Origin of the sequence: Flexivirga endophytica (assembly GCF_014640635.1) — a bacterium.
In the GTDB taxonomy this organism is placed as follows: domain Bacteria; phylum Actinomycetota; class Actinomycetes; order Actinomycetales; family Dermatophilaceae; genus Flexivirga; species Flexivirga endophytica.
On record NZ_BMHI01000001.1, the window covers coordinates 861,093 to 876,863 of the forward strand.

At 66.8% G+C, this 15,771-nt stretch carries 16 protein-coding genes; 10 read left to right on the plus strand and 6 right to left on the minus strand.

The window, feature by feature from the left end; all coding sequences use genetic code 11:
• Positions 1 to 43: 43 nt before the first annotated feature.
• The 4 genes from IEX71_RS03930 to IEX71_RS03945 all read left to right on the plus strand — a co-directional run bounded on the left by IEX71_RS03930 (position 44) and on the right by IEX71_RS03945 (position 3,298).
• Positions 44 to 1,021, plus strand: coding sequence for a nucleoside hydrolase (locus IEX71_RS03930; RefSeq protein ID WP_188835609.1), 978 nt, complete (start codon positions 44 to 46; stop codon positions 1,019 to 1,021).
• 20 nt (positions 1,022 to 1,041) lie between these two features.
• Positions 1,042 to 1,737, plus strand: a complete 696-nt coding sequence (locus tag IEX71_RS03935) for a M50 family metallopeptidase (RefSeq protein WP_188835610.1) — start codon at positions 1,042 to 1,044, stop codon at positions 1,735 to 1,737.
• 29 nt (positions 1,738 to 1,766) lie between these two features.
• Positions 1,767 to 2,801, plus strand: coding sequence for a glycerate kinase (locus IEX71_RS03940; protein WP_188835611.1), 1,035 nt, complete (start codon positions 1,767 to 1,769; stop codon positions 2,799 to 2,801).
• 134 nt (positions 2,802 to 2,935) lie between these two features.
• Positions 2,936 to 3,298 carry a HesB/IscA family protein gene (locus IEX71_RS03945; protein WP_188835612.1) on the plus strand — a complete coding sequence of 121 codons (363 nt, stop codon included), beginning with the start codon at positions 2,936 to 2,938 and terminating at the stop codon, positions 3,296 to 3,298.
• Positions 3,299 to 3,560: 262 nt separating this feature from the next.
• On the opposite strand, the gene IEX71_RS03950 is transcribed toward IEX71_RS03945, so the two are convergent.
• Positions 3,561 to 4,874 (minus strand): M20/M25/M40 family metallo-hydrolase, encoded by a 1,314-nt coding sequence (locus tag IEX71_RS03950; RefSeq protein WP_188835613.1) that lies wholly within the window; start codon positions 4,872 to 4,874, stop codon positions 3,561 to 3,563.
• Between the two features lie 92 nt (positions 4,875 to 4,966).
• Between IEX71_RS03950 and IEX71_RS03955 the strand changes: the two genes are divergently transcribed.
• The 5 genes from IEX71_RS03955 to IEX71_RS03975 all read left to right on the plus strand — a co-directional run bounded on the left by IEX71_RS03955 (position 4,967) and on the right by IEX71_RS03975 (position 9,980).
• Positions 4,967 to 5,953 (plus strand): carbohydrate kinase family protein, encoded by a 987-nt coding sequence (locus tag IEX71_RS03955; RefSeq protein ID WP_188835614.1) that lies wholly within the window; start codon positions 4,967 to 4,969, stop codon positions 5,951 to 5,953.
• Between the two features lie 15 nt (positions 5,954 to 5,968).
• Positions 5,969 to 6,667, plus strand: a complete 699-nt coding sequence (gene aat / locus IEX71_RS03960; protein ID WP_188835615.1) for a leucyl/phenylalanyl-tRNA--protein transferase — start codon at positions 5,969 to 5,971, stop codon at positions 6,665 to 6,667.
• Between the two features lie 174 nt (positions 6,668 to 6,841).
• A complete protein-coding gene (ctaC, locus tag IEX71_RS03965) occupies positions 6,842 to 7,795 on the plus strand; it encodes an aa3-type cytochrome oxidase subunit II (protein WP_229749440.1) in 954 nt (317 codons plus the stop codon).
• A complete protein-coding gene (ctaD, locus tag IEX71_RS03970; RefSeq protein ID WP_188835616.1) occupies positions 7,795 to 9,570 on the plus strand; it encodes an aa3-type cytochrome oxidase subunit I in 1,776 nt (591 codons plus the stop codon). The genes ctaC and ctaD overlap by 1 nt, the downstream gene beginning before the upstream one ends.
• Before the next feature lie 8 nt (positions 9,571 to 9,578).
• A complete protein-coding gene (locus tag IEX71_RS03975; protein ID WP_188835617.1) occupies positions 9,579 to 9,980 on the plus strand; it encodes a cytochrome c oxidase subunit 4 in 402 nt (133 codons plus the stop codon).
• A gap of 84 nt (positions 9,981 to 10,064) precedes the next feature.
• Here IEX71_RS03975 and IEX71_RS03980 read toward each other — a convergent pair whose 3' ends face one another.
• On the minus strand, positions 10,065 to 10,901 hold the full coding sequence (locus IEX71_RS03980; RefSeq protein ID WP_229749441.1) for an alpha/beta hydrolase family protein: 837 nt from the start codon (positions 10,899 to 10,901) through the stop codon (positions 10,065 to 10,067).
• A 36-nt stretch (positions 10,902 to 10,937) separates the two neighbouring features.
• Between IEX71_RS03980 and IEX71_RS03985 the strand changes: the two genes are divergently transcribed.
• Positions 10,938 to 11,480, plus strand: a complete 543-nt coding sequence (locus tag IEX71_RS03985; RefSeq protein WP_229749442.1) for a PadR family transcriptional regulator — start codon at positions 10,938 to 10,940, stop codon at positions 11,478 to 11,480.
• Between the two features lie 34 nt (positions 11,481 to 11,514).
• On the opposite strand, the gene IEX71_RS03990 is transcribed toward IEX71_RS03985, so the two are convergent.
• The 4 genes from IEX71_RS03990 to qcrC form a co-directional block, all read right to left on the minus strand.
• Positions 11,515 to 11,874 (minus strand): metallopeptidase family protein, encoded by a 360-nt coding sequence (locus IEX71_RS03990; RefSeq protein ID WP_188835618.1) that lies wholly within the window; start codon positions 11,872 to 11,874, stop codon positions 11,515 to 11,517.
• 144 nt (positions 11,875 to 12,018) lie between these two features.
• Complete coding sequence (gene qcrB, locus IEX71_RS03995) at positions 12,019 to 13,809, minus strand: cytochrome bc1 complex cytochrome b subunit (RefSeq protein WP_188835619.1); 1,791 nt, start codon at positions 13,807 to 13,809, stop codon at positions 12,019 to 12,021.
• Complete coding sequence (gene qcrA, locus IEX71_RS04000; protein ID WP_188835620.1) at positions 13,809 to 14,954, minus strand: cytochrome bc1 complex Rieske iron-sulfur subunit; 1,146 nt, start codon at positions 14,952 to 14,954, stop codon at positions 13,809 to 13,811. The genes qcrB and qcrA overlap by 1 nt, the downstream gene beginning before the upstream one ends.
• Complete coding sequence (gene qcrC, locus IEX71_RS04005; protein WP_188835621.1) at positions 14,954 to 15,733, minus strand: cytochrome bc1 complex diheme cytochrome c subunit; 780 nt, start codon at positions 15,731 to 15,733, stop codon at positions 14,954 to 14,956. The genes qcrA and qcrC overlap by 1 nt, the downstream gene beginning before the upstream one ends.
• Positions 15,734 to 15,771 lie beyond the last annotated feature (38 nt).

The following is a 15,771-nucleotide window of genomic DNA, read 5'->3' on the forward strand; positions in this document are numbered from 1 at the left end:
GTCGTGGGCGTTGCCGAATCGTGACGGCGATACCGTCGATGCCATGCGGAGGATTCCTGTGGTCATGGACGTGGACACCGGTGTGGACGATGCGTGCGCGCTGTTGCTCGCGGCGCTGCATCCCGAGATCGAGCTACGTGCGGTCACCTGCGTCGGCGGCAACACCGATGTCGCACAGGTCACGCGAAACACCTTGGCAGTGCTGGAGATCGCCGGCCGAGAGGACGTGCCGGTCGGTCGTGGCGCCGAGCGGCCGCTCATCGAGCGGGCGGTGCATGCACGGCACGTGCACGGCGACGACGGGATGGGCGACCTGGACTGGGTGCACACCGATCGTCAGCCGGACCCCAGGCACGCCGTCGAGCTGCTGCGGGACGTGCTGGGCTCGGCGCCCGAGCCGGTCACCTTGGTGCCCACCGCTCCGATGACCAACGTCGCGCTGCTGGCTCGCACCTACCCGGACGCGCTGCGAGGCGTGGGCCGGATCGTGTTCATGGGAGGTGCCGCCCAGCGGGGCAACGCCACCGCATCGGCGGAGTTCAACGTCTTCCACGACCCGGAGGCGACGGCCATCGTGCTCGACGTGGCCGCGGAGCGCGGCATACCCGTGACGATGTACGGGCTGGACGTCTTCTACGAACCGAAGGTGAGCCGGGCCGAAGCGCGACAGCTCGTGTCCTCGGGGACGGATGCGACCCGTCTAGCCGGGGAACTCGTCGAATTCCAGTGCGAGCGTTTCGGATCCGATGAGGCGACGATCGGTGACGCCGGCGCGGTGTGTGCGGTGATCGACCCGGAAGGCATCGGCACCACCGAGCTTCCGGTGCGTGTCGAGCTGGCGGGCACTTGGTCCCGCGGCCGCACGATCGTCGATGTTCGCGATTGGAGCGGCGACCTTGACCACGACCCGCACGGCCGCGCCGACGCGATGATCGACGTCGCGCTGGAGATCGACGGGCGTCGGTATGCCGATCTGTGGTTGGACACCATCGGAGGGACGCCACGGGGCGCGATTTCGTGACGACGGGCGTTCAGTAGGACATGGACCAGTGGTGGGACCGTGCGACCGCGATCACGCCTGCTCCGGACCAGCGCGGCACGCTGCTGTTGGCGCTGGTCGCCGCGGCGTGCATCCTCTGGTCTCCCGTATGGCGCATGACGCGACACCTCGTCACAGTGGTCCACGAGGGTGCACATGGCCTGGTCGCGTTGCTGGTGGGGCGCCGCCTCGCCGGCATACGGCTGCACTCGGACAGTTCGGGCCTCACCGTCTCCAAGGGGCGGCCTACCGGAGTCGGGATGGTGCTGACCCTGCTTGCGGGGTATGTCGGCCCCGCCGTGCTGGGAGTGCTGCTCTCGACCGGGGTGCACAGCGGCCACGCGGTCGGCACGTTGTGGTTGTTGCTCGTCGCGCTCGCCTTGTTGCTGTTGCAGATCCGCAACCTCTACGGCCTGTGCGTGGTGTTGGTCAGCGGTGTCGGGCTGTTCGCCGTGACCTGGTGGTTGGACCCGACGGCGCAGACCGCCATCGCGCAGACGATCGGCTGGTTCCTGTTGCTCGCCGGACCGTGGTCGCTCATCGACCTGCAGCGCAGTCGGCACGCCGGCGTGGCCCCGCAGTCCGATCCTGACCAGCTCGCCCGCATCACCGGAGTGCCCGGCCTGATCTGGTGGTCACTGATGTTCCTGTCGTCGCTCGGCTGCCTCGCTGGGGGAGCTCGCCTCCTGCTGGGGTGATGCGGGTCGGTGGTGGTCACAATGGTGCGGTGCGCGTTCTGATCTGTGGTGACCACTGGGGCGATCTGGCGGCGGCGGACGTGACGTCCGCGATCGCCAGCGGATGGCAGGAACGACAACCGACGGCGGAAGTCGTGGCGGTGCCATTCTCGTCCGGGGGCCAGGGTTTCGTCGCCACGGTCGCGGCTTCCTTGAACGTCGATCCTGAGGAAGCTCAGTCGCATTCGCACCTGTGCCACGGTGACGCGCACTACCTCGACGGTGCGGCACTGACAGGCGGCGGTGACTCGGGCCCGCTGGGTGCCGCGATTGCCGACGCGGTCGACGCGGGCGCGAAACGGATCGTCGTCGGCGTCGGAGACGCCGCTGGCGTCGACGGCGGCGCTGGTCTGATGCACGCACTCGGCCGCAGCGCCGACCTCGCGCTGGCGCTGCCACAAGCCGTCGAACGCACCCATGGTGTGGAGCTCGTGGCGGCATACAAGGAGGACATCGCACTGCTCGGTCTGAAGGGCGCGTCGGCCACCGCCGTCGACACCCTCGGCTGGACCAAACAACAAGCACAGGATGCCGAGGCGTGCATCGGCGAGTTCGTCGCGCAGGTACGTCGCATCCTGCCGCCACGCACGGACCTGCTGACCGGGAAGGTCCACCGTCTCGACCGCGACCCCGGCAGCGGCGCCGGCGGCGGCGTCGGCTTCGCCCTGGGGATCCTGGGAGCACGCATGCTGCCCGGCGCCGACTTCTTCGCCGAGATCGTCGGGCTCGACCGGCACGTCGCGGCCGCCGACCTCGTCGTCGTGGCGACGCGCATCTTCGACTGGCGCAGCCTCGCCTACGACACGGTGGCGACAACGGTGCAGGCAGCTACTGCGGCTGCGACGCCCGCCATCGTGCTCGCCGAACGTCTCGACGTCGGACGCCGCGAGACCATGTCGTTGGGGGCATCCGCGGCATACCCGCTGACGGACCCGCACAGCCTGCGCCGCCGGATGGACGCTGAACCGCGCGCGGCGCTCGCGGCACTGGCACGCCGAGTGGCGGGCACCTGGTCAGCGACCTGACCGGCAGGACGTACCCTGGAGGGACAGGCACCGCAGAACGTCGGCCGGCGTGCCCCACGGGAACAAGATCGATGGACCCCGTGTTGGCGCTGTTGACCACCACCGTTCGACCGCAACGAGAAGGACTTGATGCAATGAGCGTCGACACCAACGCCTCTACGACCACCGAGACCCACAACGTCGAGCTGACCGAGATCGCCGCCGGCAAGGTCAAGAGCTTGCTCGAACAAGAAGGTCGCGACGACCTGCGACTGCGCGTCGGCGTGCAGCCCGGCGGTTGCTCGGGCCTCGTCTACCAGCTCTACTTCGACGAGCGCACGCTCGACGGTGACCTGGTGCGCGACTTCGGCGGTGTCGAGGTCGTCATCGACCGGATGAGCGCTCCCTACCTGGACGGCGCCAAGATCGATTTCGCCGACACCATCGAGAAGCAGGGCTTCACCATCGACAACCCCAACGCAGGCAGCTCCTGCGCCTGCGGCGACAGCTTCAGCTGAGTTTTCTGCTGCAGCTCCTCGCAGAACAGACGGAGGGCGTCAACGAACGAGTTCGTTGACGCCCTCCGTCTGTTCTGGTCGTCGCTTTCGCGGCCGTCGGCTGGTCGTGCTGTCGCCTTGTGCGGGGCTGTCACCCGTCGCCTCCGCGGCGCAGCACATGCCCCGAAAGGTCGCTTACCAGCGGGTATGGCGCCATACCCGCTGGTAAGCGACCATTCGGGGCGATTGCAGCAGGGCGCCGCTGCAGGGCACCGGTCGTCCCTCAGAGACCCTGCAGCAGCGCGCGGTACCAGCGGATCCCCTCGAGGTACGAGTCCACCGTCAAGTGCTCGTCGACACTGTGCAGGCTCTGTCGCTGCGCTTCGCTCATCCGGAACGGGTTGAAGCGATAGCAGTTGTGCCAGACCTGCTGGAAGTGCCGGGCGTCAGTGGCGGCCATCACGACATACGGGACCGGCACCACGTCCGGCATCACTTCCCGGGTGGTCCGCTCGAGCAACTCGAACGCGTCGCCCAGGTCCGCCACCGGACTCGGGTCGTAGGCGCTGTGCACCACCACCTCGATGTCGTCACCGACCAGGGTGCGTACCCGGTCGATCGCTTCCTCGGCGGTCTCGGTGACGGCGACCCGGAGGTTGACGCCGGCAGTTGCGGTCGTCGCCAGCACGTTGTTGGCAGGCGCGCCGCTGAGCTGGGTGATCGCGTAGGTCGTGCGAGCCATGGCAGCCGTGGCGGGGCCCAGCCGCGCGAAGATCTTCGACAGCGGACGGCGCAACGTCGCTGCCCTGCTGACCAGTGCGCCGAACGGACCGTGGACGTGCGGCGCGACCCGCTGGAGCATCGCGATCGCCGGCTCCGGCAACTGGGCGGGTGCCGGGTGCTTCTCCAGGGTGAGGATCGCGCGGGCGAGTTTCGCCGGCGCACTGTTCTTCGGCGGCATCGACGCGTGGCCACCCTCTGCACGTGCGATGAGCTCGGCCTCGACAACGCCCTTCTCGGTAAGCCCGATCACCGCGAGCGGCTCGGACACACCGGGGAAGGCGCCGCTGACCGCCATACCTCCCTCGTCCAGCACCAGCCACGGCTCGACCCCGCGTTCGCGCAAAGCCTCGACCGCTGCGGGAGCGGTGGTGCCGTGCACCTCCTCGTCCGCGCCGAACGACAGCCACACGTCCTGCTCCGGTCGCACGCCCTCGGCGAGGAGTTCCTCGACCGCCGCGCAGATCGCCACGAGCGAGCCCTTGCAGTCCAGCGTGCCGCGACCCCAGATGACGCCGTCCACGACCTCGCCGTCGTATGCCGGATGCGTCCACTCGTCGCGCGGATTGACCGGTACCACGTCCTGGTGGGCCATCAGGACGATCGGTCGCTGGTCCGCGGCGTCACGGCGCTCGCCCGGCCACCGCAGCAACAGCGCGTGATCGGGCAGTTCGACCTGCTCGCAGACCTCGAACAGTCTCGGGAAGTGGGACCGGAGATCCTCGTGCAGCCCGTCGAACTCGGCGTCGACGTCGGGTTCCCCGACGACGGTGCGGCGCCCAACGGCGGCCTGGAGAGCGGCGACAGCATCGGTCATGGCCGGGAGTCTAGGGCCGGGGCCGAGTGACGCATCCGTATTCGGTCGGTGTCCCCTCACCGAGCGGGACCGGCGCCGTTTAGGTTGGTCCCATGAAAATCGCTGTGACCGGCTCCATCGCCACCGATCACCTGATGACCTTCAAGGGTCGCTTCGCCGACTCCCTCGTCGTCGAGCAGTTGGACAAGCTCTCGTTGTCCTTCCTCGCCGACGATCTGCAGATCCGGCGAGGGGGAGTGGCAGCCAACATCTGCTTCGGTATGGCGAACCTCGGCCTCCATCCAGTCCTGGTCGACGCGGTCGGTGAGGACTTCGCCGACTACCGATCGTGGCTGGAGCGGCACGGCGTCGACTGCGAGTCGGTCTACGTGTCCGAGACCAAGCACACCGCGCGCTTCGTGTGCACCACCGACGACGACATGGCACAGATCGCGACCTTCTACGCCGGTGCGATGAGTGAGGCACGCGAGATCGAGCTCGAGCCGGTCGCGAAGCGGCTCGGGGGCTTGGACATGGTCATGGTCGGCCCGTCCGACCCGGAGGGGATGCGCCGCCACACGGTGGAGTGTCGCCAGCGCGGTATCCCGTTCATCGCCGATCCGAGCCAGCAGCTCGCCTTCGCCGACGGCCCCTTCATCCGCGATCTCATCAGTGGCGCCGACTACCTGTTCACCAACGAGTACGAAGCGCACATGACCGAGCAGAAGACGGGCTGGTCCGCCGACGAGATCCTCGAGCAGGTAGGCACCCGTGTCATCACCAAGGGCAAGGACGGCGCCGTCATCCTGCGTCGCGGCGAGGACCCGATCGAGGTCCCGGTCGCCCGCGAGGTCGGCCGCGTCGACCCGACCGGCGTCGGCGACGCCTTCCGCGCCGGTTTCATGGCCGGCCTGACCTGGGAGCTCGACCTGCGCACCTGCGCCGAGATCGGGTCGATGCTGGCCACCTACGTGCTGGAGACGGTCGGCACCCAGGAGTACATCCTGCGCAAGCAGGACTTCCTCACCCGGCTGGGTCAGTCGTATGGCGAGAAGACCGTCGCCACCGTCGAGCCGCTGTTGAACTGCCCGCGCGGCTGATCCACCGACACCGCCGTGCCCGTCGAACCCGCCCCGAGCCGGTGGAATCTCGACGAGCAGCAGCAGGACGACGTCGCGCAGGACCTGATCGCGGTCGGTGCCGACCTGCAACCGGGCACACTGCTGGCGGCATACCGCGCCGGCATGTTTCCGATGGGCATCGGCGACGACGGTCGGCGCCCGATCGGCTGGTGGTCGCCGGTCCGCCGCGGCGTGCTGCTGCCGGGTGAGTTCCACGTGTCACGCTCGCTACGGCGGTCACGGCACCGCTACCGCGTGACTTACAACCTCGCGTTCGGCGATGTCGTCGAGGCATGCGGTGACCCGTCGCGGCCGGGTCGGTGGATCACCCCCGAGGTCCGGGCGGCATACGAGCAGTTGCACCGGCTCGGCTGGGCGCACTCGATCGAGACGTGGGACGACGGTGGGGCGCTCGTCGGAGGGCTCTACGGCGTGTGCACCGGAGGCGTCTTCGCGGCGGAGTCGATGTTCCACCGCGCGACCGATGCCGGGAAGGTAGCCGTCTGGGGCCTGACCGAGCTCGTCTTCGGCGACGGCGACGAGCGCCGGTTGATCGACGTCCAGTGGCAGACCGAGCACCTCGCGACACTCGGTGTGCGGGAGATCCCGCGCCGGGACTACCTGCGTCGGGTGGCGCTCGCGGCAGACGTGCCGTTGCCGTCGTGCTGGAGTGACACGCCAGGCCCATCCTGACCGTTCGACAGGTTGTAGAGACACGCGCTCGGTCCGGTCGGCGGGGAAGTGACTCGTGTCGGGGCCGGTCTCGGGCACGTTCGTCGTGAGTTGGTCGTTGGGACAGTCGAATTGATGCCTCCAACAGGCCTGCCCTGACGTCGACTTCGAATACGCCTGGGATAGAGTCTGCATGTGCCCGGATCTGACAAACCCCTCGTGGAATCCGCGCGCCGCTCCCAGGCTTCTGGCGGGCGGCGGCGCAGCAAGATCGCCTTCGGCGGACTGATCGCCGCCAGCGTCATGCTGCTGAGCGGCTGCACCCCCGTCGAAAAGCGCGGCTACCTGCCCAAGGGGGTCACCAGTCTCAGCAAGGAGATCACCGACTTCTGGGTTTCGGCCTGGGTATGGGCCCTGGTGGTCGGCGTGATCACGTGGGCGATGATCGTCTACTGCATGATCCGCTACCGGCGGAAGAAGACCGATGTCGGTCTCCCGCCGCAGCTTGCCTACAACGTGCCGATCGAGATCCTCTTCACGGTCGTGCCGATCTTCATGGTCGCGGTCTTCTTCGGGAAGACCGTGCAGATGGAGAACAAGATGCTGGACACCAGCCAGAAGCCGGCCGTCACGGTCAACGTCGTCGGCAAGCAGTGGTCGTGGGACTTCAACTACGTCAACGCCAAGGTGTATGACGCGGGTGTGCAGGCCGACATGAGCGCGCCCGACCCCGAGACCACCATTCCCACGCTCTACCTGCCGGTCGACCGCAAGGTCGAGTTCGTGCTGACCTCACGGGACGTCATCCACTCGTTCTGGGTGATCCAGTTCCTGCAGAAGATGGACATCATCCCCGGCAAGGTCAACAAGTTCCAGGTCACGCCGACCGAGATCGGCACCTACCAGGGCAAGTGCGCCGAGCTGTGCGGCGCCTACCACTCGCAGATGCTGTTCAACGTCAAGGTCGTCAGTCAGTCCGACTACAACAAGAAGATGCAGCAGCTGCGTGACAGGGGCAACGTCGGCTTCCTGTCCAACGCGCTCGTTCGTGAGGGTTCCGCGATCGAGGCGAAGGACCAGAAGAAGATGCAGCAGTACCTCCCCAACGGCGTCACGGGCTCTGACATCGTCACCGAAGGAGCGAAGTAATGGCCAGCATCGCCACTCCACGCGTCGGGGACGCGGGCGACACCGGCGACTCGCGCTCGGCCGTACGGGTTCGCACCCGCCACCCCGGACGCACGTTCGTCAAGTGGATCACCGCGACCGACCACAAGGTCATCGGCAACCTCTACTTCATCACCTCCTTCGCGTTCTTCCTGATCGGCGGCGTGCTGGCGCTGATGATCCGCGCCGAGCTGGTCTCGCCCGGCCTGCAGATCGTCGACAACCCCGAGCAGTTCAACCAGCTGTTCACGATGCACGGCACGATCATGTTGTTGCTCTTCGCGACACCGCTGTTCGCCGGCTTCGCCAACGCGATCATGCCGCTGCAGATCGGCTCGCCCGATGTGGCGTTCCCGCGGCTGAACATGTTCGCCTACTGGCTCTACCTCTTCGGTGGCCTCATCGCCAGCGCCGGTTTCCTGACCCCGCAGGGTGCGGCCTCGTTCGGCTGGTTCGCCTACGCGCCGTTGTCCAACGCCACCTACAGCCCCGGCGCAGGTGGCAACCTGTGGGTCTTCGGTCTCGCGCTGGCCGGTTTCGGCACCATCCTCGGCTCGGTCAACTTCATCACCACCATCGTGTGCATGCGTGCACCCGGTATGACGATGTTCCGGATGCCGATCTTCACCTGGGGCATCCTGATCACCTCGATCCTGGTGCTCGTCGTGTTCCCGGTGCTGGCCGCGGCGTTGTTCGGCCTGGGCGCCGATCGCATCATGGGCGCGCACGTCTTCGACGCCTCGACCGCCGGCGCGATGCTCTGGGAGCACATGTTCTGGTTCTTCGGGCACCCCGAGGTCTACATCATCGCGTTGCCGTTCTTCGGCATCATCTCCGAAGTCATTCCGGTCTTCTCCAGGAAGCCGATCTTCGGTTACAAGACCCTGGTCTTCGCGACCATCTCGATCGCGGCCCTGTCGGTCAGCGTGTGGGCGCACCACATGTACGCCACCGGCCAGGTGCTGCTGCCGTTCTTCGCCATCATGACCATGCTGATCGCGGTGCCGACGGGTGTGAAGTTCGTCAACTGGGTCGGGACGATGTATGGCGGGTCGCTGACCTTCGAGACACCCATGCTCTGGGCGATCGGGTTCCTGGTGACCTTCCTCTTCGGTGGTCTGACCGGTGTCATCCTGGCCAGCCCGGCGCTGGACTTCAGCCTCACCGACTCCTACTTCGTGGTCGCGCACTTCCACTACGTGGTGTTCGGCACCGTCGTCTTCGCGATGTTCGCGGGCTGGTACTTCTGGTGGCCCAAGCTGACCGGTCGCATGCTCGACGAGCGCCTGGGAAAGATCCACTTCTGGTTGCTGTTCATCGGCTTCCACATGACGTTCCTGATCCAGCACTGGCTGGGTGTGAAGGGTATGCCGCGTCGTTACGCCGACTACCTGCCGGCCGACGACTTCCAGTGGATGAATGACATCTCCTCCGTCGGCGCCCTGATCCTCGGCATCTCGATGCTGCCGTTCATGTACAACGTCTGGAAGACCTGGCGCACGGCGCCGATGGTCGAGGTCGACGACCCCTGGGGTTACAGCAACTCGTTGGAGTGGGCGACCTCCTGCCCGCCGCCGCGGCACAACTTCGACTCGATCCCACGGATCCGTTCGGAGCGCCCCGCGTTCGACCTGCACCACCCCGAGGCAGCCTCCTGGAGTGTCGCGGCCTCCGAGGACACGCTCGCCCAGTTGGTGGGGCCGGCGGACCGTGGTGACCAAGCATTCATGGGCGACGAGCCCGGGAAGGGTGAGTGAGGCTCGCCATGAAGGTCGAATTCAAGATGTTCCTCATCATTGGCGTCTTCTTTGCCGTGATGGGATCGATCTACGGCCACTTCAGCAGCTGGGACGAGCCGGTTGGTTCGGTCGGCCTCTACTTGTCTGCCGGACTGTGCGCGCTGATCGCGGGCTTCCTGTGGTGGACCGGTCGCAAGATCGATCTGCGTCCGGACGACGACCCGATGGGGGAGCAGAGCGATGTCGAGGGGGACTACGGCTTCTTCAGCCCGCACTCCTGGTGGCCGCTGTTCCTCGGTGCGTCCTTGGCGATCGTTGCTCTCGGCCTGGCGTTCGGCTGGTGGCTGGTGATGCTGGCCGTGCCGTTCGTGGCGCTGGCCTCGATCGGCTGGGTCTTCGAGTACTTCCACGGAGAGCACTCCATCTGAGTCACCCCGCGCAGCGCTTTCCAGGCCTTACCGAGCGGCCCGCCATACACATGATGTATGGCGGGCCGCTTCGCGTCGCAGCACTCACGAATAGTCGCCCTTGATCCACCGAACGACGGTGCGCAACAAGGGAGTCGGCACGTCCTTGCCGTTCTTGTACGACGCGAGCATCTCGATGCCGTGCCCGTCCGGCGCGGTCACGAATCGGTGCTTGGCAGGGCTGGACAGCACCGCACGACGCAGGGCCGCGGAGTCGGTGCTCGGGTCACCGTCGGCCACCGCCCCGAGCAGCGGGACCCGCAGGGCGCGAGCTGCAGCCGTTGAGCCGGTGACGCCTTCCCAGGTCATCGGGCCGGACAAGTCGACGACAGCGTCCGGTGCGGTCTTCGCGGCGGTGCCGAGCGCGACGGAGCCACCCATCGACGCGCCGACCACCGTGACGTGACGAGCGCCATGGGATCGCGCCCAGCGGACCGCAGCGCGTACCTGGAGCGCGGGCGACGTCGTGCTGGTGCAGGTCGTCGCCCCGTAGCCGCACAGGTCGAATGCGAGTACCCGGACCCCCTGCGAGGCGATCATTCCGGCGACCGGAAACCACCCGCAGGCGCCGTCGCCATCGGTCTGATGGAGCAGGACGGCGACGTCCGCCCCGGTGCCCAAAGTGGCTGCCGGAAGCTTGGCACCCGCGACCGCGAGCGTGAACGGATGCGGCTTCACACCGACAGCATCACCGCACCGGGCCGGCCCCACCTCGGTCGGTGCGGCGGCCGCAGTGGGGGAGTCGGCCGTGGAGGTCGTCGAGCTGGGGCTGTGGGAGCTGGCTGTGGTGCTCGCGCGGGATGAGCCCGGATCGGCTGAGTTCGAGGAGCACGCGCCGAGCAGAAGCACGACGCCGAAGGTCATGTATGTCAGAACTTTCATATGTCGAGTTTGACATAACTCCGCTAGGCTGGGTGGGTGATATCCGCACTTGGCCACGCTCTGCTCGGGCTGCTCGCTCGTGAACCGACGACCGGTTATCGGCTGACCCGACTGATGGATCGTGATCTCGCCTATTTCTGGGCCGCCAAACACAGTCAGATCTACCCCGAGTTGGCCCGGCTCGAGCGGGACGGACACGTGCGGCACACCGTTGTCGGAGGCGCCGGCCCGCGCCCGACGAAACGCTACGAACTCACGGCCGACGGTCGACGTGCGCTGGTGGAGTGGCTCGCGACCGAGCCGGAGCCGACGGTTGAACGCGATCCGACACTGTTGCGGGTGTCCTCCCTGTGGCTGCTGGAACGGGAGGCGGCGCGTGCGGTCGTGGGCCGGGTGCGCCGCCTCAGCACCGAACGGCTCGCCCTCTACGAACGCTTCGCCGCGGAGTTCGACAGTGAACCGGCAGCGAGTGATCCGACGGCGCCGGTGTTCGCGACCCGGGCGACCGTGGAGATGGGCATCCGCTCACAGCGGGCGCGACTCGACTGGTGCGATTGGCTCGACCAACGTCTGGCCTGATGTAGGGAATCAGAAAGGAGGCTCACGCACCGCGCTAGCCCCAGCCGAGCTCGTGCAGTCGCTCGTCGCTGATGCCGAAGTGATGGCCGATCTCGTGCAGAACCGTCACCCGGATCTGGTGCAGCAGTTGGTCGCGCGTGTGGCAGTAGCGGGTGAGCGGTCCCCGGTAGATGTAGATGCGGTCGGGGAGGTTTCCGAGTCCGTAGCCGGAGTCACGTTGGGTGAGGGGGACACCGACATACAGGCCGAGCAGTCCAGGGACGCTGCCCGGCTGCGGCTCGTCCTCGACGGTGATCGCCACGTTGTCCAGCCGATCCAGCAGGTCCTGCGGGATGGTGTCCATGGCGTCGGCGGCCGCGTCCTCGAAATCTTCACGACTCATGGCGATGGGCATGCGGAGACTCCTGTGCCTGTCGAGAACTGCAGTGGAGCAACAGCTTAGAGTCGCAGCCGAGTATGCCGAGAGGCCCACCCGCACAGTGTGTGCGCGTGGGCCTCTCGGCACTGAGGTGGCCGCCCTCCGGGGAGGGCCCGCCGATCAGTCCTGCTTGTCGTGCGGTGACGGGTGACCGTAGGCGTGTGCCGCCCCGATCTCCTCGGCGCCGCCGTGCATGTGACCGGACTCAGCCTCGTCGGGATGAGACTCGATCTGCTCGCCGGCCTGGCCATCGTGGTGTGCCGACGCCAACTCCATCGGGGTGACGGGCTCGACGCGGTCCTTGAAGTAGTAGTGCGACACACGGGCCCGCAAACGGTCCTTGCGGGCGCTCTTGCGGCGTACGCCGTTCTCGTCGGTCGCGGACTCCAGGTCCACCGGGGCGGGGGACTCGTAGGCCACCAGCGCCCAGCGCTCGTAGTCGTCCAAGTCCTCGTGGGCCTCGAAGAAGCGACCCTTGGCAGTCCGGACCAGGCGACCGCTCTCGCGGCCGTGCAGGACCAGATCTCGGTCGTAGCGCTGCAGCGACAGGCACATTCGCTTGACCACCCAGAAGACGATGATCGGCATCACGATCAGCCCGATCTGGAAGGCCCGGGTGATGTCGTTGATCGACAGGTGGAACTTGATGGCGATGATGTCGTTTCCGCAGGCGGCGAACAGGATGCCGTAGAAGGTGATCGCGGCCATGCCGAGTCCGGTCCGGGTGGGCCGGTTGCGCGGCCGGTCGAGGATGTGGTGCTCCTCGTTGTCGCCAGTGACCCACTTCTCGATGAACGGGTAGAGACCCATGATGGTCCACAGGATCGGGATCATCAGGATCGCGCCGATCATGATGTTGAAACTCCAGGTCTTCCCGAAGAGATTGAACTCCAGGAAGCCGGGCAACAGTCGTAGCGCACCGTCGGCGAAGCCCATGTACCAGTCCGGCTGCGAGCCGGCCGTGATCATGGTGGGCTCGTAGGGGCCGTACATCCAGATCGGGTTGATCGAGACAAGCCCGGCGATCAGCGCGGTGATGCCGAAGACCACGAAGAAGAAGCCACCGGCCTTGGCCGCGTAGACCGGCATCATCGGGAAGCCGACGACGTTCTTGTTGGTGCGGCCGGGGCCGGGGTACTGGGTGTGCTTGTGCACCATCACCAGGATGATGTGCGCGGTGAACAGACCTACCAGGATGGCCGGCAGCAGGAGCACGTGCAGGGTGAAGAACCGGGGGATGATGTCCTGCCCCGGGAAGCCACCGCCGAAGAGGATGTAGCTGATGTAGGTGCCGATCACCGGGATCGACAGGATGAACCCTTGCATGGCGCGGATACCGGTGCCGGACAGCAGGTCGTCGGGCAGCGAGTAGCCGAGGAAGCCCTCGACCATGGCCAGCATCGCCAGCAGGAGGCCGATGATCCAGTTGATCTCGCGAGGCTTGCGGAACGCGCCGGTGAAGAAGACGCGGAACATGTGCAACGCGATCGACACGACGAAGATCAGTGCCGACCAGTGGTGGATCTGGCGGATCAGCAGACCGCCCTTGACGTCCATCGAGATGCGGACGGTGGAGGCGAAGGCCTCACTCATCTGCGTGCCCTTGAGCGGGACGTAGGGGCCGTTGTAGACGGTCTCACCCATGCTGGGCACGAACCAGAAGGTCAGGAACGTGCCGCTGATGAGCAGGATGACCAGCGAGTACATCGCGATCTCACCCAGCATGAACGACCAGTGGTCCGGGAAGACCTTCTTCATCAGGTAGCTGATGCCCTTGGCGGAGCCGGTGCGCTCGTCCATCCAGTTGGCGACGGCGCCGACAGGGCCGCCGCCAGCAGCGGCCGGTGCGTCCTTCTTGTCGTCCGCGCGCAACGCGTCAGCGGTGCTGCGGGCCTTGGTCTGCTCGCTCATCAGCCACGCTCCCAGAAACTCGGGCCGACCGGCTGATCGAAGCCGTGCGGCGCGTAGAGGTAACCCTCGTCATCGACGTCGATCTTCAACTGCGGCAGCGGACGCTTCGCGGGGCCGAAGATGACCTTGCAGTCCTCGGTCAGGTCGAACGTGGACTGGTGACACGGGCACAACAGGTGGTGAGTGGTCTGCTCGTAGAGGCCGACCGAGCAGCCGACATGCGTGCAGATCTTGGAATAGGCGACGACACCGTTGATGCCCCAGTCCCGCTCACGGGTGTTCTTGATGCGGTCCTCCTGCAGCGAGATGAGGATGACCGACGCCTTGACCTTCTGATTGATCGGGTGCTCGGTGTCGTTGATGCCCTCGGGCAGCACGTGGAAGACCGAGCCCAACGTCACGTCGGACAGCCGGATCGCGGTGCCGTCGGGATCGCGCATCAGGCGGCGCGGGCGGGTGACCGGCTTGCCGTTCTTCATCTCGGGCTTGCCATCGGCGCCGAGCACCGGCACTTCGGTGTCCCACAGGGTCGTGCGCAGGTCCTCGACATCACCCTTGAACGGGCCGAGGCCACCGACAAGCTGCAGGCCGAGCGGGACGGCGAAGAGGCCGAGCGCACCACCCAGGCTGTATTTGATGAGCGGGCGACGCTTGATCTGCGCGGAGTCGGCACCGTCCGACATCACCTTGACGAAGTCGGCACGGGCATCGTCGTTCGAGCGCAGCGTATGGCGCTCCTCGACGACCTCCTCGTCGGACATCAGCGTCTTGGCCCAGTGGATCGCACCCAGACCGATGCCGAGCATGGACACCGCGAGCGTCACGCCGAGTGCGACGTGCAGCGCGTGCACCTTGCCCAGGATAGGGAGCGTGACGTTGTCGTCCTTGCCGATCACGGCGTAGGCGACGACGAACAGGACCGTCGCGAGCATCGACAGCCCGAACAGCGTCGCGACCTGTCGCTCGCTGCGGCGGGCCGCGGCCTCGTCGTTGTCGCCCTGGCGGTGCACGTGATCCGGCAGGCCGGGGTTCTCGAACCGCTCGGGCAGTGCGTGGTCGTCGTGGCGGGTCGCGACGGCGTGGCCGGACTCGTTGTGGCTCACGGCCGGCTCCTTCGAGATCGAAGCTTCGTTGTCGTCAGTCATCAGGCTGCCTTCTTACCGAGCCAGACGGCGATCAGGATCAGCATGCCGATGCCGATCGTCCACGCGAACAGTCCTTCGGGGACCGGGCCGAGGTTGCCCATGCTCCATCCACCCGGGCTGGACTCGGCCTTGACGTTCTGCAGGAAGGAGATGATGTCCTTCTTGTCCTGCGCCGACAGGTTGGAGTCGTTGAACACCGGCATCGACTGCGGACCGGTCAGCATCGCCTCGTAGATGTGCTTGCCGGAGACGTCCATCAGGTTCGGTGCGAACTTGCCGCGGGTCAGTGCGCCGCCGGAGCCGGCGAAGTTGTGACACATCGCGCAGTTGACGCGGAACAGTTCGCCACCCTTGGCGATGTCGCCACCGCCCTGGGTGAGGCTGGAGGACGGCACCGACGGGCCCTCGCCGAGCGACGCCACGTAGGCGGCCAGCGCTGCGGTGTCCTTGTCGTTGAACTGCGGCTTGCCGCGCTCGGCCTGCACCCCGGGGTTCGCCAGCGGCATACGTCCGGTGCCGACCTGGAAGTCCACGGCTGCGGCTCCGACGCCGACCAGCGACGGTCCACCGTCACCGCCGGCGCCGTCGAGCCCGTGGCACGACGCGCAGTTGGACAAGAAAAGCTTGTGGCCGGCGGCAGCGGTCTGGGTGTTGCTGCTGGCTGCGTCAGCGTTCTTGGGTGCGAACGCGGCATAGAGGCCACCGGTGATGATGAGGCCGAGAAGCAACACGATCGCAATCGCTGCCGGGTGCCGGCGGCGGGCAACGAGTGAACTCACGAAGTCGTCCTGTCGTCGTTGAAGGGATGGGTGGTCGA